The 17740-nt window shown below is 35.9% G+C and carries 17 protein-coding genes; 12 read left to right on the top strand and 5 right to left on the bottom strand.

The annotated features are described in order from the left end of the window. The 6 genes from VIH09_RS07935 to groL all read left to right on the top strand — a co-directional run. Nucleotides 1–942: sigma 54-interacting transcriptional regulator (locus VIH09_RS07935; protein ID WP_331579657.1), on the top strand; the 942-nt coding region annotated here is incomplete at its 5' end. 93 nt (nt 943–1035) lie between these two features. Then, entirely contained in the window at nt 1036–1539 is a 504-nt protein-coding gene (locus tag VIH09_RS07930) for an LptE family protein (protein WP_331579655.1), read from the top strand. A gap of 125 nt (nt 1540–1664) precedes the next feature. After that, entirely contained in the window at nt 1665–2516 is an 852-nt protein-coding gene (locus tag VIH09_RS07925) for a tetratricopeptide repeat protein (RefSeq protein ID WP_331579653.1), read from the top strand. 3 nt (nt 2517–2519) lie between these two features. Then, on the top strand, nt 2520–2846 hold the full coding sequence (gene secG, locus VIH09_RS07920) for a preprotein translocase subunit SecG (RefSeq protein WP_331579651.1): 327 nt from the start codon (nt 2520–2522) through the stop codon (nt 2844–2846). A 132-nt stretch (nt 2847–2978) separates the two neighbouring features. Next, nucleotides 2979–3254: a co-chaperone GroES gene (locus VIH09_RS07915; RefSeq protein ID WP_007137725.1), complete on the top strand. Its 276-nt coding sequence runs from the start codon at nt 2979–2981 to the stop codon at nt 3252–3254. Nucleotides 3255–3316: 62 nt separating this feature from the next. Next, a complete protein-coding gene (gene groL, locus VIH09_RS07910; RefSeq protein ID WP_331579632.1) occupies nt 3317–4945 on the top strand; it encodes a chaperonin GroEL in 1629 nt (542 codons plus the stop codon). A 104-nt stretch (nt 4946–5049) separates the two neighbouring features. On the opposite strand, the gene VIH09_RS07905 is transcribed toward groL, so the two are convergent. From VIH09_RS07905 to xrtF, 5 genes are all read right to left on the bottom strand, one after another. Beyond that, nucleotides 5050–5733, bottom strand: a complete 684-nt coding sequence (locus VIH09_RS07905) for a DedA family protein (protein ID WP_331579630.1) — start codon at nt 5731–5733, stop codon at nt 5050–5052. Nucleotides 5734–5909: 176 nt separating this feature from the next. Next, nucleotides 5910–7265: an MBL fold metallo-hydrolase gene (locus VIH09_RS07900; protein ID WP_331579628.1), complete on the bottom strand. Its 1356-nt coding sequence runs from the start codon at nt 7263–7265 to the stop codon at nt 5910–5912. A gap of 41 nt (nt 7266–7306) precedes the next feature. Next, on the bottom strand, nt 7307–8137 hold the full coding sequence (locus VIH09_RS07895; protein ID WP_331579626.1) for an ATP cone domain-containing protein: 831 nt from the start codon (nt 8135–8137) through the stop codon (nt 7307–7309). A gap of 57 nt (nt 8138–8194) precedes the next feature. Continuing rightward, nucleotides 8195–8638 (bottom strand): exosortase F system-associated membrane protein, encoded by a 444-nt coding sequence (locus VIH09_RS07890; protein ID WP_331579624.1) that lies wholly within the window; start codon nt 8636–8638, stop codon nt 8195–8197. Continuing rightward, on the bottom strand, nt 8613–9164 hold the full coding sequence (gene xrtF / locus VIH09_RS07885; RefSeq protein WP_331579622.1) for an exosortase family protein XrtF: 552 nt from the start codon (nt 9162–9164) through the stop codon (nt 8613–8615). The genes VIH09_RS07890 and xrtF overlap by 26 nt, the downstream gene beginning before the upstream one ends. Nucleotides 9165–9236: 72 nt before the next feature. Between xrtF and VIH09_RS07880 the strand changes: the two genes are divergently transcribed. From VIH09_RS07880 to VIH09_RS07855, 6 genes are all read left to right on the top strand, one after another. Next, a complete protein-coding gene (locus tag VIH09_RS07880) occupies nt 9237–9692 on the top strand; it encodes a GAF domain-containing protein (protein WP_331579620.1) in 456 nt (151 codons plus the stop codon). Nucleotides 9693–9881: 189 nt separating this feature from the next. Beyond that, nucleotides 9882–10148, top strand: coding sequence for a 30S ribosomal protein S15 (gene rpsO, locus VIH09_RS07875; RefSeq protein WP_331579618.1), 267 nt, complete (start codon nt 9882–9884; stop codon nt 10146–10148). Between the two features lie 150 nt (nt 10149–10298). Then, a complete protein-coding gene (locus tag VIH09_RS07870) occupies nt 10299–12440 on the top strand; it encodes a polyribonucleotide nucleotidyltransferase (protein WP_331579616.1) in 2142 nt (713 codons plus the stop codon). Nucleotides 12441–12849: 409 nt separating this feature from the next. After that, complete coding sequence (locus VIH09_RS07865) at nt 12850–13602, top strand: hypothetical protein (protein ID WP_331579614.1); 753 nt, start codon at nt 12850–12852, stop codon at nt 13600–13602. A 105-nt stretch (nt 13603–13707) separates the two neighbouring features. Beyond that, the gene (locus VIH09_RS07860; RefSeq protein WP_331579612.1) at nt 13708–16386 is read left to right on the top strand and encodes a TonB-dependent receptor; all 2679 of its coding nucleotides are present in this window, start codon (nt 13708–13710) and stop codon (nt 16384–16386) included. 4 nt (nt 16387–16390) lie between these two features. After that, the gene (locus VIH09_RS07855) at nt 16391–17575 is read left to right on the top strand and encodes a DUF4249 domain-containing protein (protein WP_331579610.1); all 1185 of its coding nucleotides are present in this window, start codon (nt 16391–16393) and stop codon (nt 17573–17575) included. The last annotated feature ends 165 nt before the right edge of the window (nt 17576–17740 follow it).

Here is a 17740-nt window from a genome sequence, read left to right as displayed (position 1 = left end):
GGGACTATCTTTCTTGATGAAGTGGGCGAGTTACCGCTGACAACCCAAGTTAGACTTCTTCGAGTGTTGGAAAACGGCGAGTTCATTAAAGTGGGGTCTTCACAAGTCCAAAAAACGGATGTAAGAATTGTGGCTGCCACCAATGTAAATTTATTTGACGCGATCGAAAAAGGGAAGTTTCGTGAAGATTTATATTATAGATTAAGTACGGTCGATATTCCTTTGCCGCCTTTGCGCGACCGAAAAGACGACATCCATTTACTGTTCAGAAAATTTGCGGCAGATTTTGCATACAAATACAAAATGCCCCCACTGAAACTGGACGACGATGCTGTTCATGCATTACAAAAATTTCGCTGGAGCGGAAACATTCGACAGCTACGAAACGTAGCCGAACAAATTTCCGTTTTGGAAACCAATCGCGACATCACTGCGGCAACCCTGCAGTCATACTTGCCGACTGAAGGCACTAATTTACCTTCTGTGATTAAAAATAAGAAAGGCGACGGTGATTTTAGTAACGAAAGAGAAATCTTGTACAAAGTGCTTTTCGATATGAAAAGTGATCTGCATGATTTAAAAAAGCTCACCTTGGAACTCATGGAAAGCGGCAGTTCCAAAGTGCAAGAAACCAATAAAAATCTGATCAGCAAAATATATGGTTCCAAGGAGAATGACAGTGAAATAGATTTTGAAGAAGAACCTAGAACCGCATTTCTTTCGAGTCAAAACAAAGAGGAACTTTATCAGGAGAATGATGACAATTATCTTTTTGCAGAAACAGTTGAAGAGGAAGAAGAGGTTTTGCGATTAGAACAGAAAGAAATTGAAATGATTAAGAAATCATTAGAAAAAAACAAGGGAAAAAGGAAAGCAGCGGCTGATGAGTTAGGAATTTCAGAGAGAACTTTATACCGAAAAATCAAACAATTCGACCTTTAAATTATCGGTGAATTCCAATTGCAAATTGTCAATAAAATTTGAATATCTTTGAGCCGAGCGTTAGCAAACTGACGAAGCAATTTTAAATATAAAATGAAACACTTACACCTTATCATTTCGGCAGTATTGCTCTTGGCACTAAATAGTTGTTCCGTTTACAACTTTACGGGAACAGGAAAAATTGACGCAAAAACATTTCAAGTCAATTTTTTCCAAAACAATTCCGAACTGATCGAGCCCGGAATCGACAGAACATTCACGCTTGCTTTACAGGATATTATTCAGAACCAAACCGATTTAAATTTGGTCAAAAGCGGCGGAGACTTAATTTATGAGGGAGAAATCGTTGACTACAGAATAAGCCCAATGACGGCAACTGCCGATCAACAAGCATCACAAAACCGTTTGAAGATCAAGATAAATGTTCGGTTTACAAATAAAAATAAGGAAACCGATAATTTCGAGAAGCCATTTGAATTTTATTATGACTATCCCGCAACAACTCAATTGAGCGGAGCAACTTTGACTACTGCATTAGATGAAATATTCGAAAGAATAACACAGGATATATTTAACGAATCGCTTGCCAAATGGTAATAAAAGCGTCTGTAGTTGGCTGTTTTTAGTGTTAAGTCAGTAAACGCGACAAAAACCGAATACCGCCCGAAGGTCGAAAGTTGCGGGAACTGAACACTGATTACTTAAAACCGAACACTCAAAAAATGAACGTAACTGATTACACTTACCTAATTAACAAACCAAATGCTCTTTCCGAGAAGCAAACACTTGATTTGGAAAAGGTATTGGATGAATTCCCATATTTCCAAAGCGCAAGGGCTTTGCGATTAAAAGGGCTTTACAACCAAAATAGTTTTAAGTATAATTCCGCTTTAAAAGCTACGGCCGCCAACACCACTGACAGGACAGTTTTGTTTGATTTCATTACTTCGGAAAGCTTCACCGCTATTCAAAAAGGCTTATACGACCAGAAAACTCTTGAGCTTCTTGATATAAATGTAATCGACGGTGAATTAGTCGTTGGTGAAAGAAAGTTGGAACTTAAAGTGAATTCTTTAGAACAATCCATCCTAACTTCCATTAAAGGAGCCTCGATTGCTGAGGTCGAAGAAATCTCAAAGGACCCGGAAGAGAAGTTGTCGATAGGCAAGCCCCTGGATTTCTCGAAAAATGAAAAACATTCTTTTCAGGAATGGCTTCAGCTGTCCAGAACCCAACCTATAGATAGGACAAATGATGCAATAAAAAACACAAAAGAGGCCCAACGGGAAAAGAATAAGAAGAAAAAATCAGCTTTGATTGATAAATTTATTGAGACCAGCCCAAAGATATCTCCAGTCAAGCACGGAGTAAGTTCTACTGCTCGTATCGACATCAATAAAGAGGATAATTCGTATTTAATGACCGAAACATTAGCGCGAGTCTACTTGGAACAAAAGAAATATCAAAAAGCAATTCAAGCTTATGAAATATTAATTTTGAAATATCCAGAAAAAAGTAGTTTCTTTGCTGACCGTATAACGGATATTAAGATTTTACAACAAAATAATAATTAAACAATGAACACATTTTCAATTTTTTTAGTTTTAATCACAATAGTTTGTTTCCTACTTATTGTAGTAATAATGGTTCAAAACCCTAAAGGTGGTGGACTTTCTTCTACTCTGGGTGGATCAACTCAAATGGGTGGAGTTCAAAAAACAACTGACTTTTTAGACAAGAGTACTTGGACATTGGCCACAATATTAATAGCGCTTATTTTACTTTCAAGTTTAAGCTTCACGGGAACATTAAACGATTCAGATTCTAAAATTATTGACAACACACAAACTGCCGCTCCTGTTGCACCAGTTACACCGGTACAAGACGCACCAGCTGCAGAATAATTCATACCGCAAAATATAACTAAGTGCCAGCCTGTCAAAGCTGGCATTTTTTATAAGAAAATATGTCATATTATGGAGAATGGCACAATTTCTGAAATCTAACATGCATCCTAAAATTAAAAAAATAAAATCATGGCTTTAAACATTAAACCACTTTCTGACCGCGTTCTTATAGAACCAGTTGCTGCTGAAACAAAAACTGCGTCAGGGATTTTTATTCCAGATACCGCCAAAGAAAAACCGCAAAAAGGAACTGTAGTTGCAGTTGGAAACGGCACAAAAGAGCATACTATGACCGTGAAAATTGGCGATAGTGTTCTTTATGGTAAATATGCAGGTACTGAATTGAAACTCGAAGGAAAAGACTATTTGATTATGCGTGAAGATGATATTCTTGCAATTATCTAAAAATTAAGAATCAAGAAAACTTGAAACTTTAAAACAAAACAAACTTTAAACAAATTAAAGAAATGGCAAAAGATATAAAATTTGATATAGAAGCTCGTGACGGACTAAAACGTGGTGTTGATGCATTAGCAAATGCCGTAAAAGTAACCCTAGGACCAAAAGGTCGTAATGTAATCATTGGAAAATCATTTGGTGGACCTACGGTAACAAAAGATGGTGTTACTGTTGCAAAAGAAATTGAACTAAAAGACCCATTGGAAAACATGGGAGCTCAAATGGTAAAAGAAGTTGCTTCTAAAACCAATGATTTGGCTGGAGATGGAACAACTACCGCAACCGTTTTAGCTCAAGCTATCGTAAAAGAAGGTTTAAAAAACGTTGCTGCTGGAGCTAATCCAATGGATTTGAAACGCGGTATTGACAAAGCGGTTGAAGCCATTGTTGCTGATTTAGCAAAACAATCAAAAGTGGTAGGTACTGATTCTGATAAAATAAAGCAAATCGCTTCTATTTCGGCTAATAATGACGAAGTAATCGGTGAGTTAATCGCTGCTGCTTTCGCAAAAGTTGGAAAAGAAGGAGTAATCACTGTTGAGGAAGCAAAAGGGACAGACACTTACGTGGACGTTGTTGAAGGAATGCAGTTTGACAGAGGATATCTTTCTCCATATTTCGTTACCAATTCTGAAAAGATGGAAGTGGAATTAGAGAATCCATATATATTATTATATGACAAAAAAGTTTCCTCTTTAAAAGAATTACTACCGGTTCTTGAACCAGTAGCACAATCAGGAAAACCTTTATTGATTATTGCTGAGGATGTAGATGGTGAAGCATTATCAACATTAGTAGTAAACAAACTTCGTGGAGCCTTGAAAATTGCTGCTGTAAAAGCACCTGGTTTTGGAGACAGAAGAAAAGCTATGCTTGAAGACATTGCTATTTTAACTGGCGGAACTGTTATCTCTGAAGAAAGAGGATACACTCTTGAAAACACAACTATCGAAATGTTAGGTACTGCAAAAAAAGTAACTATCGATAAAGACAACACGACTATTGTAAGCGGAGCTGGCGAGGCTGACATGATCAAAAATCGCGTAAACCAAATCAAAGGTCAAATGGAAGCTACAACTTCTGACTATGACAAGGAAAAACTGCAAGAACGTTTGGCTAAATTAGCTGGTGGTGTTGCTGTCCTTTATGTAGGTGCTGCATCTGAAGTTGAAATGAAAGAGAAAAAAGACAGAGTTGACGATGCGCTTCATGCGACTCGCGCCGCTGTTGAAGAAGGAATTGTTGCTGGTGGTGGAGTTGCTTTACTAAGAGCTAAAAAAGTTCTAAGCGACATCAAAGCTGACAATGCGGACGAAGCTACCGGGATTCAAATTATATCTCGCGCAGTGGAATCACCATTAAGAACTATCGTTGAAAATGCAGGTCTTGAAGGTTCTGTTGTTGTTGCAAAAGTGGCTGAAGGAAAAGGCGACTTTGGCTACAATGCCAAAACTGACGAATATGTAGATATGCTGAAAGCAGGTATTATCGACCCTAAAAAAGTGACTCGTGTAGCATTAGAAAATGCAGCATCTGTTGCAGGGATGATACTAACAACCGAATGCGCTTTGATTGACATCAAAGAAGAAAACGCAGGCGGCATGCCAATGGGTGGCGGTATGCCAGGAATGATGTAATTCCAAACCATTTATCATAAAAAAAATCCGTTCACCTAAAGTGAACGGATTTTTTAATATACAGTTGTGAATAAAAACCAATATCAAAAACTGGCTTCTTATCTTTAATCTTCAGTTACAGGACGCTTTTTGGCGAACTTTAAAATCACCGGGGAAAGTGTAATAACCACTAATGCGATAACAATAAGTTCGATGTGCTCTTTTAAATCTATTTGGTAATTGTCAAGCAAGAAACCATATAAATAATGACCCGCAAAAATTAATGTGAAAGACCAAAGAAATGAACTTACGACATTATAAAACATAAACTTCTTTTTATCCATAGTTACAATTCCAGCAACTATAGGTGCAAAAGTCCTGAATATAGGCAAGAACCTGGCGAAAATAATGGCTCTCCCCCCATGTCTTTCGAAGAAATCTTTAGACTGAACGAGATATTTTTTCTTAAACCAAAAAGTGTCTTTTTTATTGTATAAGTAGTAACCACTCTTGGAACCAAACCAATATCCCACTATATTACCCAAAATACCTGCAACCGCAACCATTGTTGACAAGAGTATGACATTTACAAAATCACTGTCTATAAATAATACGTTTTCTATTAATTCTCGGTTATAAATCCCCGCTAGAAAAAGCAAACTGTCCCCAGGTAAAAAGAAACCGGCAAACAGCCCTGTTTCTGCAAAAACAATAAATAATACGATATAAATCCCTAATTTTATTCCGTTCACATCAAAGTGAATATAAAAAAGAGGGTCTATTAAATTCTTCCAATCAAAGCTATTCATTCAAAGGGGTTTTTATGCTAAATTAATTCGTGCGTGAAAGTAAGGAATAATTTATTTTAACCACAATTTATTGAAAAATTTTAAAGTTTAATTAACGGTCCAACCATTGTCCCCCGTTAACACAAAACATCCAATCACAAATTATGCAGTAAACGCGTTAATTTCAAATGACCCTATCAAATCTCAAATTCCTGTCCCATCAGCGGAACGGAACAATCAAAACCGTAGCGTTCCCTTATTTTAATTCGGAGTTCATCTGCCGGTTGATTTTCACCGTGAACTAAAAATACTTTTTCAGGCTTGTTTTCCAATGCCGAAAGCCAATTGAGTAAATCTTTTTGATCACCATGCGCAGACAGGCCTTCTATTTCAAGAATTTTGGCCGCTACAGAATAATATTTCCCGTATATTTTCACCTCTTTAGCGCCTTCCAACAATTTTCGGCCGCGAGTTCCTTCTGCTTGATATCCCACAATGATCACAGTAGTTTCCGGTAATTCGATGTAGTGCTCTAAATAACTCAGCACTCTTCCTCCCGTTACCATCCCACTGGCCGCAATCACCACTTTAGGTTGTTTGTCATAAATTGTTTCGATGGTTTCCCGATAATCGGAAATCATCGTAAACATTTTACCAATCGCAATGCATTCCTCCATCGATAATTTATGCCATTTCAAATTATCAAAAAATATATCGAAGGCACTCACCCCCATTGGGGAATCAATAATGTATGGAATCTCGGGGATTTTTTTTTCTTCCTTGAGCCGCCACAGTAAATACATAACCATTTGCGCACGCTCCACTGCAAAACTAGGAATGATGACCGTTCCTCCATTTTTAATCGTGTTGTTTATATACATCTCCAATTCCAACTTGGCGTCCGAATCAGGATGTAGACGGTTCCCATAGGTACTTTCGAGAAATACATAATCTGCCTTTTTAGGTTTGGTGGGCGGATACATCAAAGCATCATTGTCGCGACCGACGTCCCCAGAAAATACCAAGGTTTTATTTTCTAATGTCAACTCAATGCTGCAAGCACCAATAATGTGACCGGCGTTGATGAAAACAGCGCTGATTTCTGGGTCCAAAGGAACGGGTTCGCCTATTTTCACAACCCTGAAATGCGGAAACACTTTTTTGGCCTGTTCCACGTTGTAGAGTGGCTGCGCGACTTCATGTTTGGAATACTTCTCATTATTCGCTTTTTCGGCTTCTTCCTCCTGTATTTTGGCACTATCCAATAGAATTAGCTTTGAGATTTCCTTTGTCGGCCCGCTGCAATAAATTTTTCCTTTGAAGCCCTGATCAACTAATCTGGGTAACCAGCCGCAGTGATCCAAATGGCCATGGGTGAGCAGAACATAATCAATTGTAGAAGCCAAAATAGGCAAAGGTTCCCAATTGAGTTCCCTCAAAGGTTTGATCCCTTGGAAAAGCCCACAATCTATCAAAATCCGAATGCCATTACTTTCTACTAATGTTTTCGAACCTGTCACCGTTCCCGCCGCTCCTATAAATTTTATTTTCATGGCTTTCCAATTAAGTTTAATAAATTAACCAAGTGGATAATTCAAATGCATTTGCTTAACTCTCGCGCTTCTTTCAACACATTTTTTACCCTATTTGAGCTCAGTCCTATTTTCTCCAATTTATCAGAATTATTAACCAATTCTTTTACCAAGAGCACATCCAAGATCAACAACTTATCTTTCTCAGCGATGGACAGCGTAGTCAAACAGGTCACGGGATAAAGACAATCGATGTCGTTTTTAGTCTTCAAATTGTTATCCTTTGGATAGTCCCAACTCAACAAATTGAGCCCGGTACATTTTGCAAAATCGATTGCTTCCGAAGTAAATCGATTATTAGTGGCAATCCAACATTTTGAAACAGTATCTTTTAATGAAAAAATAACATGCTGTTTGTCTTTCAAATCGTTAAACCTTGACAGGACATATAGTGGGATTTTCACATCAGAAGCAGCTTCTCTACTTGAGTGAAACTTGCATTCAATCATGACAATAACATTCCCTTTTTTAGCAAGAACATCTATTTCATGAGAAACGCACTTTCCTTTTAAAATCAAATTAGTCACTGTCACGTAATCCTCGGCAGCAAAAAGTCGGGCGATATACTTTTCGAAGAAAAAACCTGCTGGACCCAATAATTGAAGCGCCGCCCTTAAATTGTATCGGGCGGCATGAGAATTCGCCTCCTTTTTCAATAAACTGAACGCTCTTTTATAGATTTGTTTTGTGGAAATTCCCTCGTAGATTTCTTTGCCGATTTTATTCAAAATATCTTCGACAACGATTTTGCTCGCACCAGATTTCATTAAGGATTTTTTGAGTTTTTCACGCTCAAACTCAACAACATCCCCTGAATGTTTTACAATTTTCATCTTTTTATTTAATTGATTGTCAGTAAAATACAGTCAATTAAAGGTACGGAAAAATAATTATTTATGTAGTTTTTGGTAATAAAATGCGGGGATAAACAACAGGATAAATATGGGCTGAATAAGGAACCTTCGGGTATAAAAAAGCATCAGGTTATTATGTTCTCCGTAAAAATAAATTATGGAATAGAAAGAAACAATCAAAACCAAAAAGAAAAAACCGTACAAGAACGAGGCAAATTTAACCATCTCGACGTCTTTGAAAAGGGTGAAAATCAGTCCCAATGACAGTGCCATATTTAATCCATAACGAAACAGCAGGCTAATAAACAACTGAAAAGAATTGTAAACAGGCAATGGCAATACATTAAAATCTCTTTTGAAATAGTCCAAGAAAGGGTCGTAAAACAACTTGTATTCATAAACCCGTATCAGGGCAAATGAAAGGACAAACAATAGCACCGCGACAAATCGGAATTTATGAGCCAGCAGAGTTTTTAGCATAGAATGAAAATTTATTAACCCAAATTACCCATAAAATAAAAACAACCCCATAAATGAATAGAGGAAAAAAAACGCCGTGCAGCAACGATTGCTGCTTTGGAAAAGAATAAATCAAAACGCATAATGCGGCAATGCGCGCTACATTTAACACATAAATGATCAGACCTCCTCCCAAAATGAAAAACAAAGTTGACTTTATCGTTCCTGAAAATGAAACTACAAATGAAATGAACAAAATAATTATACTGATTGCATTACAACCCTCTATCAATCTGGCAACATATTGTTGATTATACATCAATCTGATATAGGATTCCGAACTGTTTTTCACAATGTCGGCATCCTGGTTAAATAGGGTCAGCAACTGTTTTGTATTTTCGGCTACCAATTTAGTGATCGAATCCATTTTATCCTGCCCAAATCCGTTTAGATATCCCTGATAAATAATAGCAAGAATAATGTAGGTCATGAAAAATTTCGCCAGAAAAAGTAAAAAAGGTTTGTACTGAATAAAATATTTTTTCAAAGTCTATTTTTTAACAAATTTATATAATTTTTGAAAGGGACTTTAAATACTTTTGCATAAAAAATATAAAACATGACATTTCAGGAATTAAAACCACAAGTTACTGCAATTACAGTAAATACTATTCTTTCGAGAGATGAAAAACTTTTAGCGGTTTGTCAATTGTTACAGGACAGTGTCGACTATTACAACTGGGTCGGGTTTTATTTTGCAAATCAAGAAACCCAAACGCTGCATTTGGGACCTTATGTGGGAGCTGAAACGGATCATACGGTAATTCCTTTCGGCAAAGGCATATGCGGACAGGTAGCCATTTCCAATGATAATTTTGTTGTTCCTGACGTAGCGGCGCAAGACAATTACATTGCATGCAGTTTTACGGTAAAATCAGAAGTGGTTGTTCCCCTTTTTGTAAATGGGCAGAATATAGGGCAAATTGACATTGACAGTCATGTGTTGGACCCGTTTACCGAAGCCGACGAACGATTTTTAGAATTTGTAAACCAAGAAATAGCGAAACTTTATTAAAGAGTTTAGGCATTCGCGGACTAAAGAAGTGATGACTGAAGTCAGAAAATTAATATCTTTTTATTGGTCTGTCTTATAATTTTCAAATATTTCAATTTTTAAATATTTCTTTAAAAAATAAATAGTACTTTTGCAGCCGTCTTGCAATAGCTGTACGACATACATAAAAATCATTAAACAAATATTGGAATGTATTTAACAAAAGAGATTAAAGAAGAAATCTTCGCACAACACGGAGAAAAAGCAAACACTGGAAAAGCTGAGGCGCAAATCGCTTTATTTACTTTCAGAATTAGCCACTTAACTGAGCATTTGAAAAAAAATCGTCATGATTATAACACAGAGCGTTCATTAGTATTGCTAGTAGGTAAAAGAAGATCATTGTTGGATTACTTGAAAAAGAAAGAAATCAACAGATATCGTGAGATCATCAAAGTATTGGGTATCAGAAAATAATCAATATATTAAAGAGGCGCGCAAGTGCCTCTTTTTGTTTTTACATAAGAATAAAAAAAGTTTGGTTTTTCATTGGGTTTTAGGCATTAACTACGCAAACAACAACTACAACACAACTAGAACCCATGTTTAACTAAAAAAAATAAATTTATGATTCCACAATTATTTGTAGAAAGTATCGATTTAGGTGATGGCAGAAACATCACAATCGAGACAGGTCGTTTAGCCAAACAAGCTGATGGATCTGTAGTAGTAAGAATAGGAAAAACTGTTATTTTAGGAACAGTAGTGTCTTCAAGAAAAGCAAGTCCAGGTATCGACTTTTTACCACTTACGGTAGATTACCGTGAAAAATTTGCTGCAGCAGGACGTTTCCCTGGAGGTTTCTTCAAAAGAGAAGCAAGACCAAGTGACAACGAAGTATTGACTATGCGTTTAGTAGACCGTGTTTTACGTCCACTTTTTCCAAGCGATTATCATGCAGAAATTCAAGTGATGATCCAACTAATGTCTTATGACGAAGATGTAATGCCAGATGCATTAGCAGGTTTAGCAGCTTCGGCAGCATTAGCTTTATCTGACATTCCTTTTGAAACTTTAATCTCTGAAGCTAGAGTTGGAAGAATCGACGGAAAATTCATCATCAACCCAAGTCGTGCACAACTAGCATTGTCAGACATTGACATGATGATTGGAGCTTCTATGGATTCTATCGCGATGGTAGAAGGTGAAATGAAAGAAATTTCAGAAGCTGAAATGCTAGAGGCAATTAAATTTGCACATGAACACATTAAAAATCAAATTTCAGCTCAACTACGTTTACAAGCTGCTTTTGGAAAAAAAGAAGTTCGTACTTACGACACTGAAAGAACGGATGACGCAATTTACGCTAAAGTAAAAGCTGCATCTTACGATAAAATCTATGCTATTGCAAGCAAAGGTTCTTCAAAACAAGAACGCACTGCTTCATTTGCTGAAGTAAAAGAAGAAGTAAAAGGATTATTTACAGAAGAAGAGTTGGCAGAGAATGGCGATTTAGTTTCTAAATACTTTTCAAAAACAAGTAAAGAAGCGGTTCGTAACGTAACCCTAGATTTAGGAACACGTTTAGACGGTAGAAAAACTGATGAAATCAGACCTATCTGGTCAGAAGTAGATTACTTACCATCTGTACACGGATCTGCATTGTTTACACGTGGAGAAACTCAAGCTTTGGCAACTGCAACTTTAGGAACTTCTAGAGAAGCAAACCAAATCGATTCTCCATCAGAACAAGGTGAAGAAAAATTCTACTTACATTATAACTTCCCTCCTTTCTCAACTGGTGAAGCTCGTCCTTTGAGAGGAACTTCTAGAAGAGAAGTAGGTCACGGAAACTTGGCTCAAAGAGCTTTGAAAAACATGATTCCTGCTGATTGTCCTTACACTATCCGAGTCGTATCTGAAGTATTAGAATCTAACGGTTCATCTTCTATGGCAACAGTTTGTGCTGGAACATTATCATTAATGGACGCAGGTATCCAAATGATTCGTCCAGTTTCTGGAATCGCGATGGGATTGATTACTGACGGAGATCGTTACGCTGTATTGTCTGATATTCTTGGTGATGAGGATCACCTAGGAGACATGGACTTTAAAGTAACCGGAACTTCTGTAGGAATTACAGCTTGTCAAATGGACATCAAAATTGACGGATTGAAATACGAGATTATGGAAGCTGCATTGGCACAAGCCCGTGACGGTCGTCTACATATTCTTGGAAAATTAATTGAAACTTTGGCAACTCCAAAAGCGGATGTTAAAGCATATGCTCCAAAAATCATTACTAGAAGAATTCCTAATGCTTTTATTGGTGCCTTGATTGGACCTGGTGGAAAAGTGATTCAAGAATTACAAAAAGCTACCGGAACAACAATTGTTATCAATGAAGATCCAACCACTGAAGAAGGAGTTATTGAAATTCTAGGAACAGATCCTGCTGGAATTGAAGCGGTACTTGCTAAAATTAAGTCAATCACTTTCAAACCACAAATGAATGAAGCATATGATGTGAAAGTAATCAAAATGCTTGATTTTGGTGCAGTAGTAGAATATCTTGCAGCACCAGGAAATGAAGTATTACTTCACGTATCTGAGCTTGCATGGGAACGCACAGAAAACGTTTCTGATGTTGTGAAAATGGGCGATGTTTTTCAAGTAAAATACCTAGGTATGGATCCAAAAACAAGAAAAGAAAAAGTGTCAAGAAAAGCACTTATGCCAAGACCTCCACGTGAGGAAAGAAAAGAGTAATCAGATCTTAGTTTACTAAAGGTTTATTTATAGAAAACTCCAATTCATGTATTTGAATTGGGGTTTTTGTTTTTGGTGCAATTATATAAATCTATTAAGATTTGCCACTAGCTAATTAAGTTCGGGTCTTTCAAAATTTACAAATTAATATTACCGCTGGAATCCTTCAATTCCTTATTTATACTAAAAGTACTTTTATTACGCCCTTCCCACTATCCCTACTAAGATATCAAATATCGCCATCTTTTTCCCGTCATATTCGCTATTTTTCTTAAAAATATTAACAAAAAAATTTGTTAATGTTAAATTTTAACATAACTTAGATTACAATTACTAAAATTATTCGCGTCTTGTTAAAATTTAAAGAATTACCCATTATCATTTAACTTTAAAAAACCACAATAGGAAAATGCTATTCAAAACATTAAAAATTAATATATTATTGACACTACTGGCAGTCTCCTGTAATGGATTCAAAATATATAGCCAAAAAAAATCCGACATTTCTATCTATAAATGGTTCGACACTGAAGTAGGAAAAGAAAATTTAGCTCTAAACAATGGAATTCTCTATTCAAATCCCTACAAAACAATAGATGGAACTAACATGTATTACATAAATGACAAGTACACCATAGGGAATGTCCGTTATGATGGCCAAACGTATTATGATGTAAAACTAAAATATGCCCTTTTTAAAGACGAATTGATCTTAAACCCTTTTGGAGAGTCGGAACATATAGGCATTATTCTTATTCAGGATAAAATAGACTCATTTTCCATAAATGGTAAAAACTTTGTAAAAATAAATAAGAACCAGTCCTCATTAACCGATTTTGTTACTGGCTATTATGAGGTCCATCCAATTGGAGAAAATTTCATCTTCTATATTAAACACATCAAAGACATACACAAACGATTAGACAGCAATGGTCTTTACTATAACTTTACGGAGGAAAACCAGTTTTTCATAAAATATAAGACCTTGTTTTATCAAATAAACCGCAAGAGCGACATTTTCAAAATATTTCCCGAATATACAAAACAGATTAACGCGTTCTATTCGACAAATAAAAAAATCCTTAAATCGGACAAAAATCAGTTTATGGAAAACTTGTTGAAATACATTGGTCAATTTCAAACAAACACATCGCAATATTAAATGAGAAAACTTGTTCTAACCCTATTTTTAATAACATTTCATCAACTGTTATTAGCACAAAAAACAAAGGATAATTTATCGTTCGAGTTTAATGCTGTCACTCGAATGACTGCCATACAAACTATCGAAGCATCGACGACCTACAAGTTTTACTTTGACCCTGTATGGATTGAAACCGACAAGAGTTTAATTTCAGGAAGCTACAATAACATAACGATTGAGGCATTACTGGAAAAAATATTTAGCAAAACTAATCTGAATTTTTATATCCTTAAAAATGAGATTATCCTTACTAACAACAGCATTATATACGACAAATTAGCTGACGACTACTTTAGCTCCCCAACACCAAGTGAACAAAGTAAAGAGCCGGGTGAAACCAATGAAAAGCCAGTATTTTACCAACAGTATGATACTATAAACCATTCAAAATCTAAAAATAATAATGCCATAACATTTATTGGCAAAGAGTCCAAAACGGCCAGTAAAACAAATGCTACACTGTCTGGTTATATAAAAAATGCCATAACCGGAAAATCCGAATCAAACATAGCTCTAAAAATACGAAACAAAAACATAAGCACCGTAAGTGACAATAATGGGTATTACAAACTGCAAGTTCCAACCGGTATTAATATCTTGGAAATAAAATCACTTACCCATAAAAAAACCACTCGGACGCTAATGGTTTATGACGACGGCGAACTTGATGTGGAACTGTTTGAAAATATAAATTTATTAGATGATGTAATAATAAAAGGAAGTGGACCAAAAAAGGTAGAAACGGTTATTTCAGGAGTGACAACAATAGACATCGAAGGAATAAAGAATATTCCGCTGATACTTGGCGAGCGAGATATATTTAAAGTTGCATCAACTTTACCCGGGATAAAAACGGTTGGAGAAGGCTCAGCAGGATTTAATGTTCGTGGGGGAAAAGAGGATCAAAACTTAATACTTCTTGATAACGCGACACTTTATAATCCGCAGCATTTTTTAGGTTTTTTCTCTGCAATAAATCCATATACAGCCAGCAAAGCTACTATTTATAAAGGCAGTATTCCAGCAGAATTTGGCGGAAGATTATCTTCGGTTTTTGACGTCACAACCAAAAGCGCAAGTGCAGAAAAATTAACGGGAGAAGGCGGTATTGGCCCCGTAATGGGCAACATTGCTATCGGGACACCAATAGTAAAAGACAAATCAAGTTTATTGATTGGACTAAGAGCGACATATTCAGGTTGGATATTAAGAAGTCTTGACGATAAATCAATAAAAAAAAGCCAAGCTTCTTTTTATGATGGGACTATTAAACACAACCATAAATTAGATAAAAACAACACTTTTGAAACTACATTATATTATAGTCATGATGACTTTAGCATAACTTCCGATTCATTATACAAATACAATAACAGACTGGCTTCACTAAAATGGAATCATTCTCTTAATGCCAAAAGTAAAGCGGCATTAATTTTCACGAATAGTGAGTATAAATTCAACATCGATTACCATTCGGCAGGAGTAAATGCATTCGATTTTGGTTATAAAATAAATGAAACACAGGTTGTACTAAATTTTAATTACATATTTAGTGATAAGCACAAATTCGATTACGGCATTTCAAGTAAACAATACAAAATCAATCCCGGTTATTTGTATCCTAAAAAAACAGAATCACTCTTAACCCCCATAAATATTGACAAAGAAAAAGGATTGGAGTCGGCCGTGTATCTTTCTGATAATTTTAAGCTCAGTCCAAAGTTATCAATCGATCTGGGTTTAAGATATTCTCTCTATGCCTCATTAGGTGAATCATCGCAGAGAATCTATGAGGATAATGTCCCTAAAAACGATGAAACCGTTGTAAGAATAAAAGAATTCAGTAATAATGAAATTATTAAAACTTATGGCGGACTAGAGCCTCGTATTGCCATTCGCTATTTATTGACCGATGATTTCTCAGTTAAAGCAAGCTATGACAAAACATATCAATATATCCATTTACTCTCGAGCAATACCACACAATCACCTACAGACACCTGGAAACTTTCCGACCTAAACGTAAAACCACAAGCGGCGCACCAATATTCCATGGGTTTATTTAAAAACCTAAACGACAATATACTTGAACTCAGCGTTGAAGGGTATTATAAAAAATCGAAAAACATACTTGATTATAAGGTCGGTGCCCAGCTATTACTAAATGAAAATATCGAAACGGAACTTTTGCAAGGCGAAGGAAAAGCTTATGGAATAGAATTATTACTAAAAAAACAAAGTGGAAGATTAAACGGATGGCTAGGCTACACCTATTCCCGAACATTTATAAAACTGGATAGTCAATTCAATGATGAAAAAGTCAATAATGGTCACTATTTCCCTGCTAATTTTGACAAACCTCATGACATAAGCGCCGTTTTGAATTATAAATTCACCAAGCGCTACAGTTTTTCCACAAATTTTGTTTATCAAACGGGGAGACCCATAACTCTCCCTGTAGGAGCCTATACATATGGTGGGGCAGAATACACTTTATATAGTGATAGAAATAAATACCGAATCCCTGACTATTATCGTTTAGATATAGGTATAAATATTGAGGGAACGCATAAAATAAAAAAATTGGCTCATGGTTTTTGGAACCTATCCATTTATAATGTGTTAGGGCGAAATAACCCTTACTCCGTTTATTTTGTGACAGATGATGGTCAAATAAAAGCCTATAAAACATCCATATTCTCTATTCCAATTCCAACCATTACCTATAATTTTAAATTCTAGAGCTATGAAAAAACTATATTTTAATAAAATTACCCCTTTGCTTCTGTTAATTTTTATAACGGCTGGCTGTACGGAACAATATGTTATCCAAACCAATACCTTCGAGGAAGCACTCGTTGTGGAAGCTACCATAACAAATGAATTGAAAAAACAACAAATAAAAATTTCCAAGACATATCGTTTTGAAGAAAATGGTCCCACATTCGAATCTGGTGTGGAAGTCTTTATTACGGACGATACCGGTAATAAATTTGAATTTGAAGAACAATCTGACATTTACATTTCCAAATTAGAATTTAAAGCGGTTCCTGATAGAAAATATCAATTGCACATTATCACAAATGATGGCAGATCATATACCTCTTCAACAGAAATATTACCGACTGAGAATAAAATAGAAAGCATAATCCCAACTGTAGAGACTATTGAAGGACAAAGAGGCGTACAAATCAATGTAAATAGCTATGACCCCAGTAGAACTTCAAAATATTACAGATACGAGTACGAGGAAACCTATAAAATTATTGCCCCTAGATGGGTTTATCAAAAAGCAGTTGTAACAGGCCCTCAGGAGGTAAGCATAGTTCCGAGAACAGAGGAAGCCCATACATGTTATGGCACAAAAAACTCCAATGACATAATTTTAACAAATACAGCCGGTTCAAATGAAGATCGAGTACATTTTCCCGTGCGATTCATCAGTAATCAGGATTACATTATTACTCACCGATATAGCATTTTAGTTCGGCAATACGTCCAAAGTTTGGCAGCCCACACCTATTATAAAACTTTAAAAAAAATATCAGCATCCGGAAGTATTTTATCGCCAACCCAACCGGGGTTTTTCTATGGAAATTTAAGATCTGAGGATAATCCCAATGAAAAAATAATCGGCTTTTTTGAAGTTTCTTCGGTTTCGTCAAAAAGAATGTTTTTCAACTATGCAGATTTGTTTCCTAGGGAGCATCTTCCGCCCTATTATACTGAATGCGAACAAATACCCTTGCGCTTTTGTTTTGGACCATCTGAAAGTTGTAGGGGTGACGATATAATTGATTACATTAATTCAAACACTCTCGTATTGTATTACAGAGATTATCTTACTAATGTGTATTATTTGTTTCCGACTCCATGCGGGGATTGCAGCTCTTTTTCGTCTAACATAAAACCTTTATTTTGGGAAAATTAAAAAACACCCTGCTTTTTGTACTATTGTTAGTATGTCAGCAACCAATTTTAGCGCAGCAACCTATCTCATCAAATGAGACTCAAAACTTCCCAATAGATGAAACCGTGTTTATCCATTCAAATGCAACAACATTTGTTTCAGGAGAAAGACTCTATTACAAGATAT

This window comes from Flavobacterium sp., from assembly GCF_036515215.1.
Taxonomy (GTDB): Bacteria; Bacteroidota; Bacteroidia; order Flavobacteriales; family Flavobacteriaceae; genus Flavobacterium.
This window is presented reverse-complemented; position numbering and strand designations above follow the sequence as displayed.

Coding starts and splice junctions, on each gene's coding strand:
- VIH09_RS07930 (WP_331579655.1), top strand. CDS start 1,036: ATGAAACACTTACACCTTATCATTTCGGCAGTATTGCTCTTGGCACTA.
- VIH09_RS07925 (WP_331579653.1), top strand. CDS start 1,665: ATGAACGTAACTGATTACACTTACCTAATTAACAAACCAAATGCTCTT.
- secG (WP_331579651.1), top strand. CDS start 2,520: ATGAACACATTTTCAATTTTTTTAGTTTTAATCACAATAGTTTGTTTC.
- VIH09_RS07915 (WP_007137725.1), top strand. CDS start 2,979: ATGGCTTTAAACATTAAACCACTTTCTGACCGCGTTCTTATAGAACCA.
- groL (WP_331579632.1), top strand. CDS start 3,317: ATGGCAAAAGATATAAAATTTGATATAGAAGCTCGTGACGGACTAAAA.
- VIH09_RS07905 (WP_331579630.1), bottom strand. CDS start 5,733: ATGAATAGCTTTGATTGGAAGAATTTAATAGACCCTCTTTTTTATATT.
- VIH09_RS07900 (WP_331579628.1), bottom strand. CDS start 7,265: ATGAAAATAAAATTTATAGGAGCGGCGGGAACGGTGACAGGTTCGAAA.
- VIH09_RS07895 (WP_331579626.1), bottom strand. CDS start 8,137: ATGAAAATTGTAAAACATTCAGGGGATGTTGTTGAGTTTGAGCGTGAA.
- VIH09_RS07890 (WP_331579624.1), bottom strand. CDS start 8,638: ATGCTAAAAACTCTGCTGGCTCATAAATTCCGATTTGTCGCGGTGCTA.
- VIH09_RS07880 (WP_331579620.1), top strand. CDS start 9,237: ATGACATTTCAGGAATTAAAACCACAAGTTACTGCAATTACAGTAAAT.
- rpsO (WP_331579618.1), top strand. CDS start 9,882: ATGTATTTAACAAAAGAGATTAAAGAAGAAATCTTCGCACAACACGGA.
- VIH09_RS07870 (WP_331579616.1), top strand. CDS start 10,299: ATGATTCCACAATTATTTGTAGAAAGTATCGATTTAGGTGATGGCAGA.
- VIH09_RS07865 (WP_331579614.1), top strand. CDS start 12,850: ATGCTATTCAAAACATTAAAAATTAATATATTATTGACACTACTGGCA.
- VIH09_RS07860 (WP_331579612.1), top strand. CDS start 13,708: ATGACTGCCATACAAACTATCGAAGCATCGACGACCTACAAGTTTTAC.
- VIH09_RS07855 (WP_331579610.1), top strand. CDS start 16,391: ATGAAAAAACTATATTTTAATAAAATTACCCCTTTGCTTCTGTTAATT.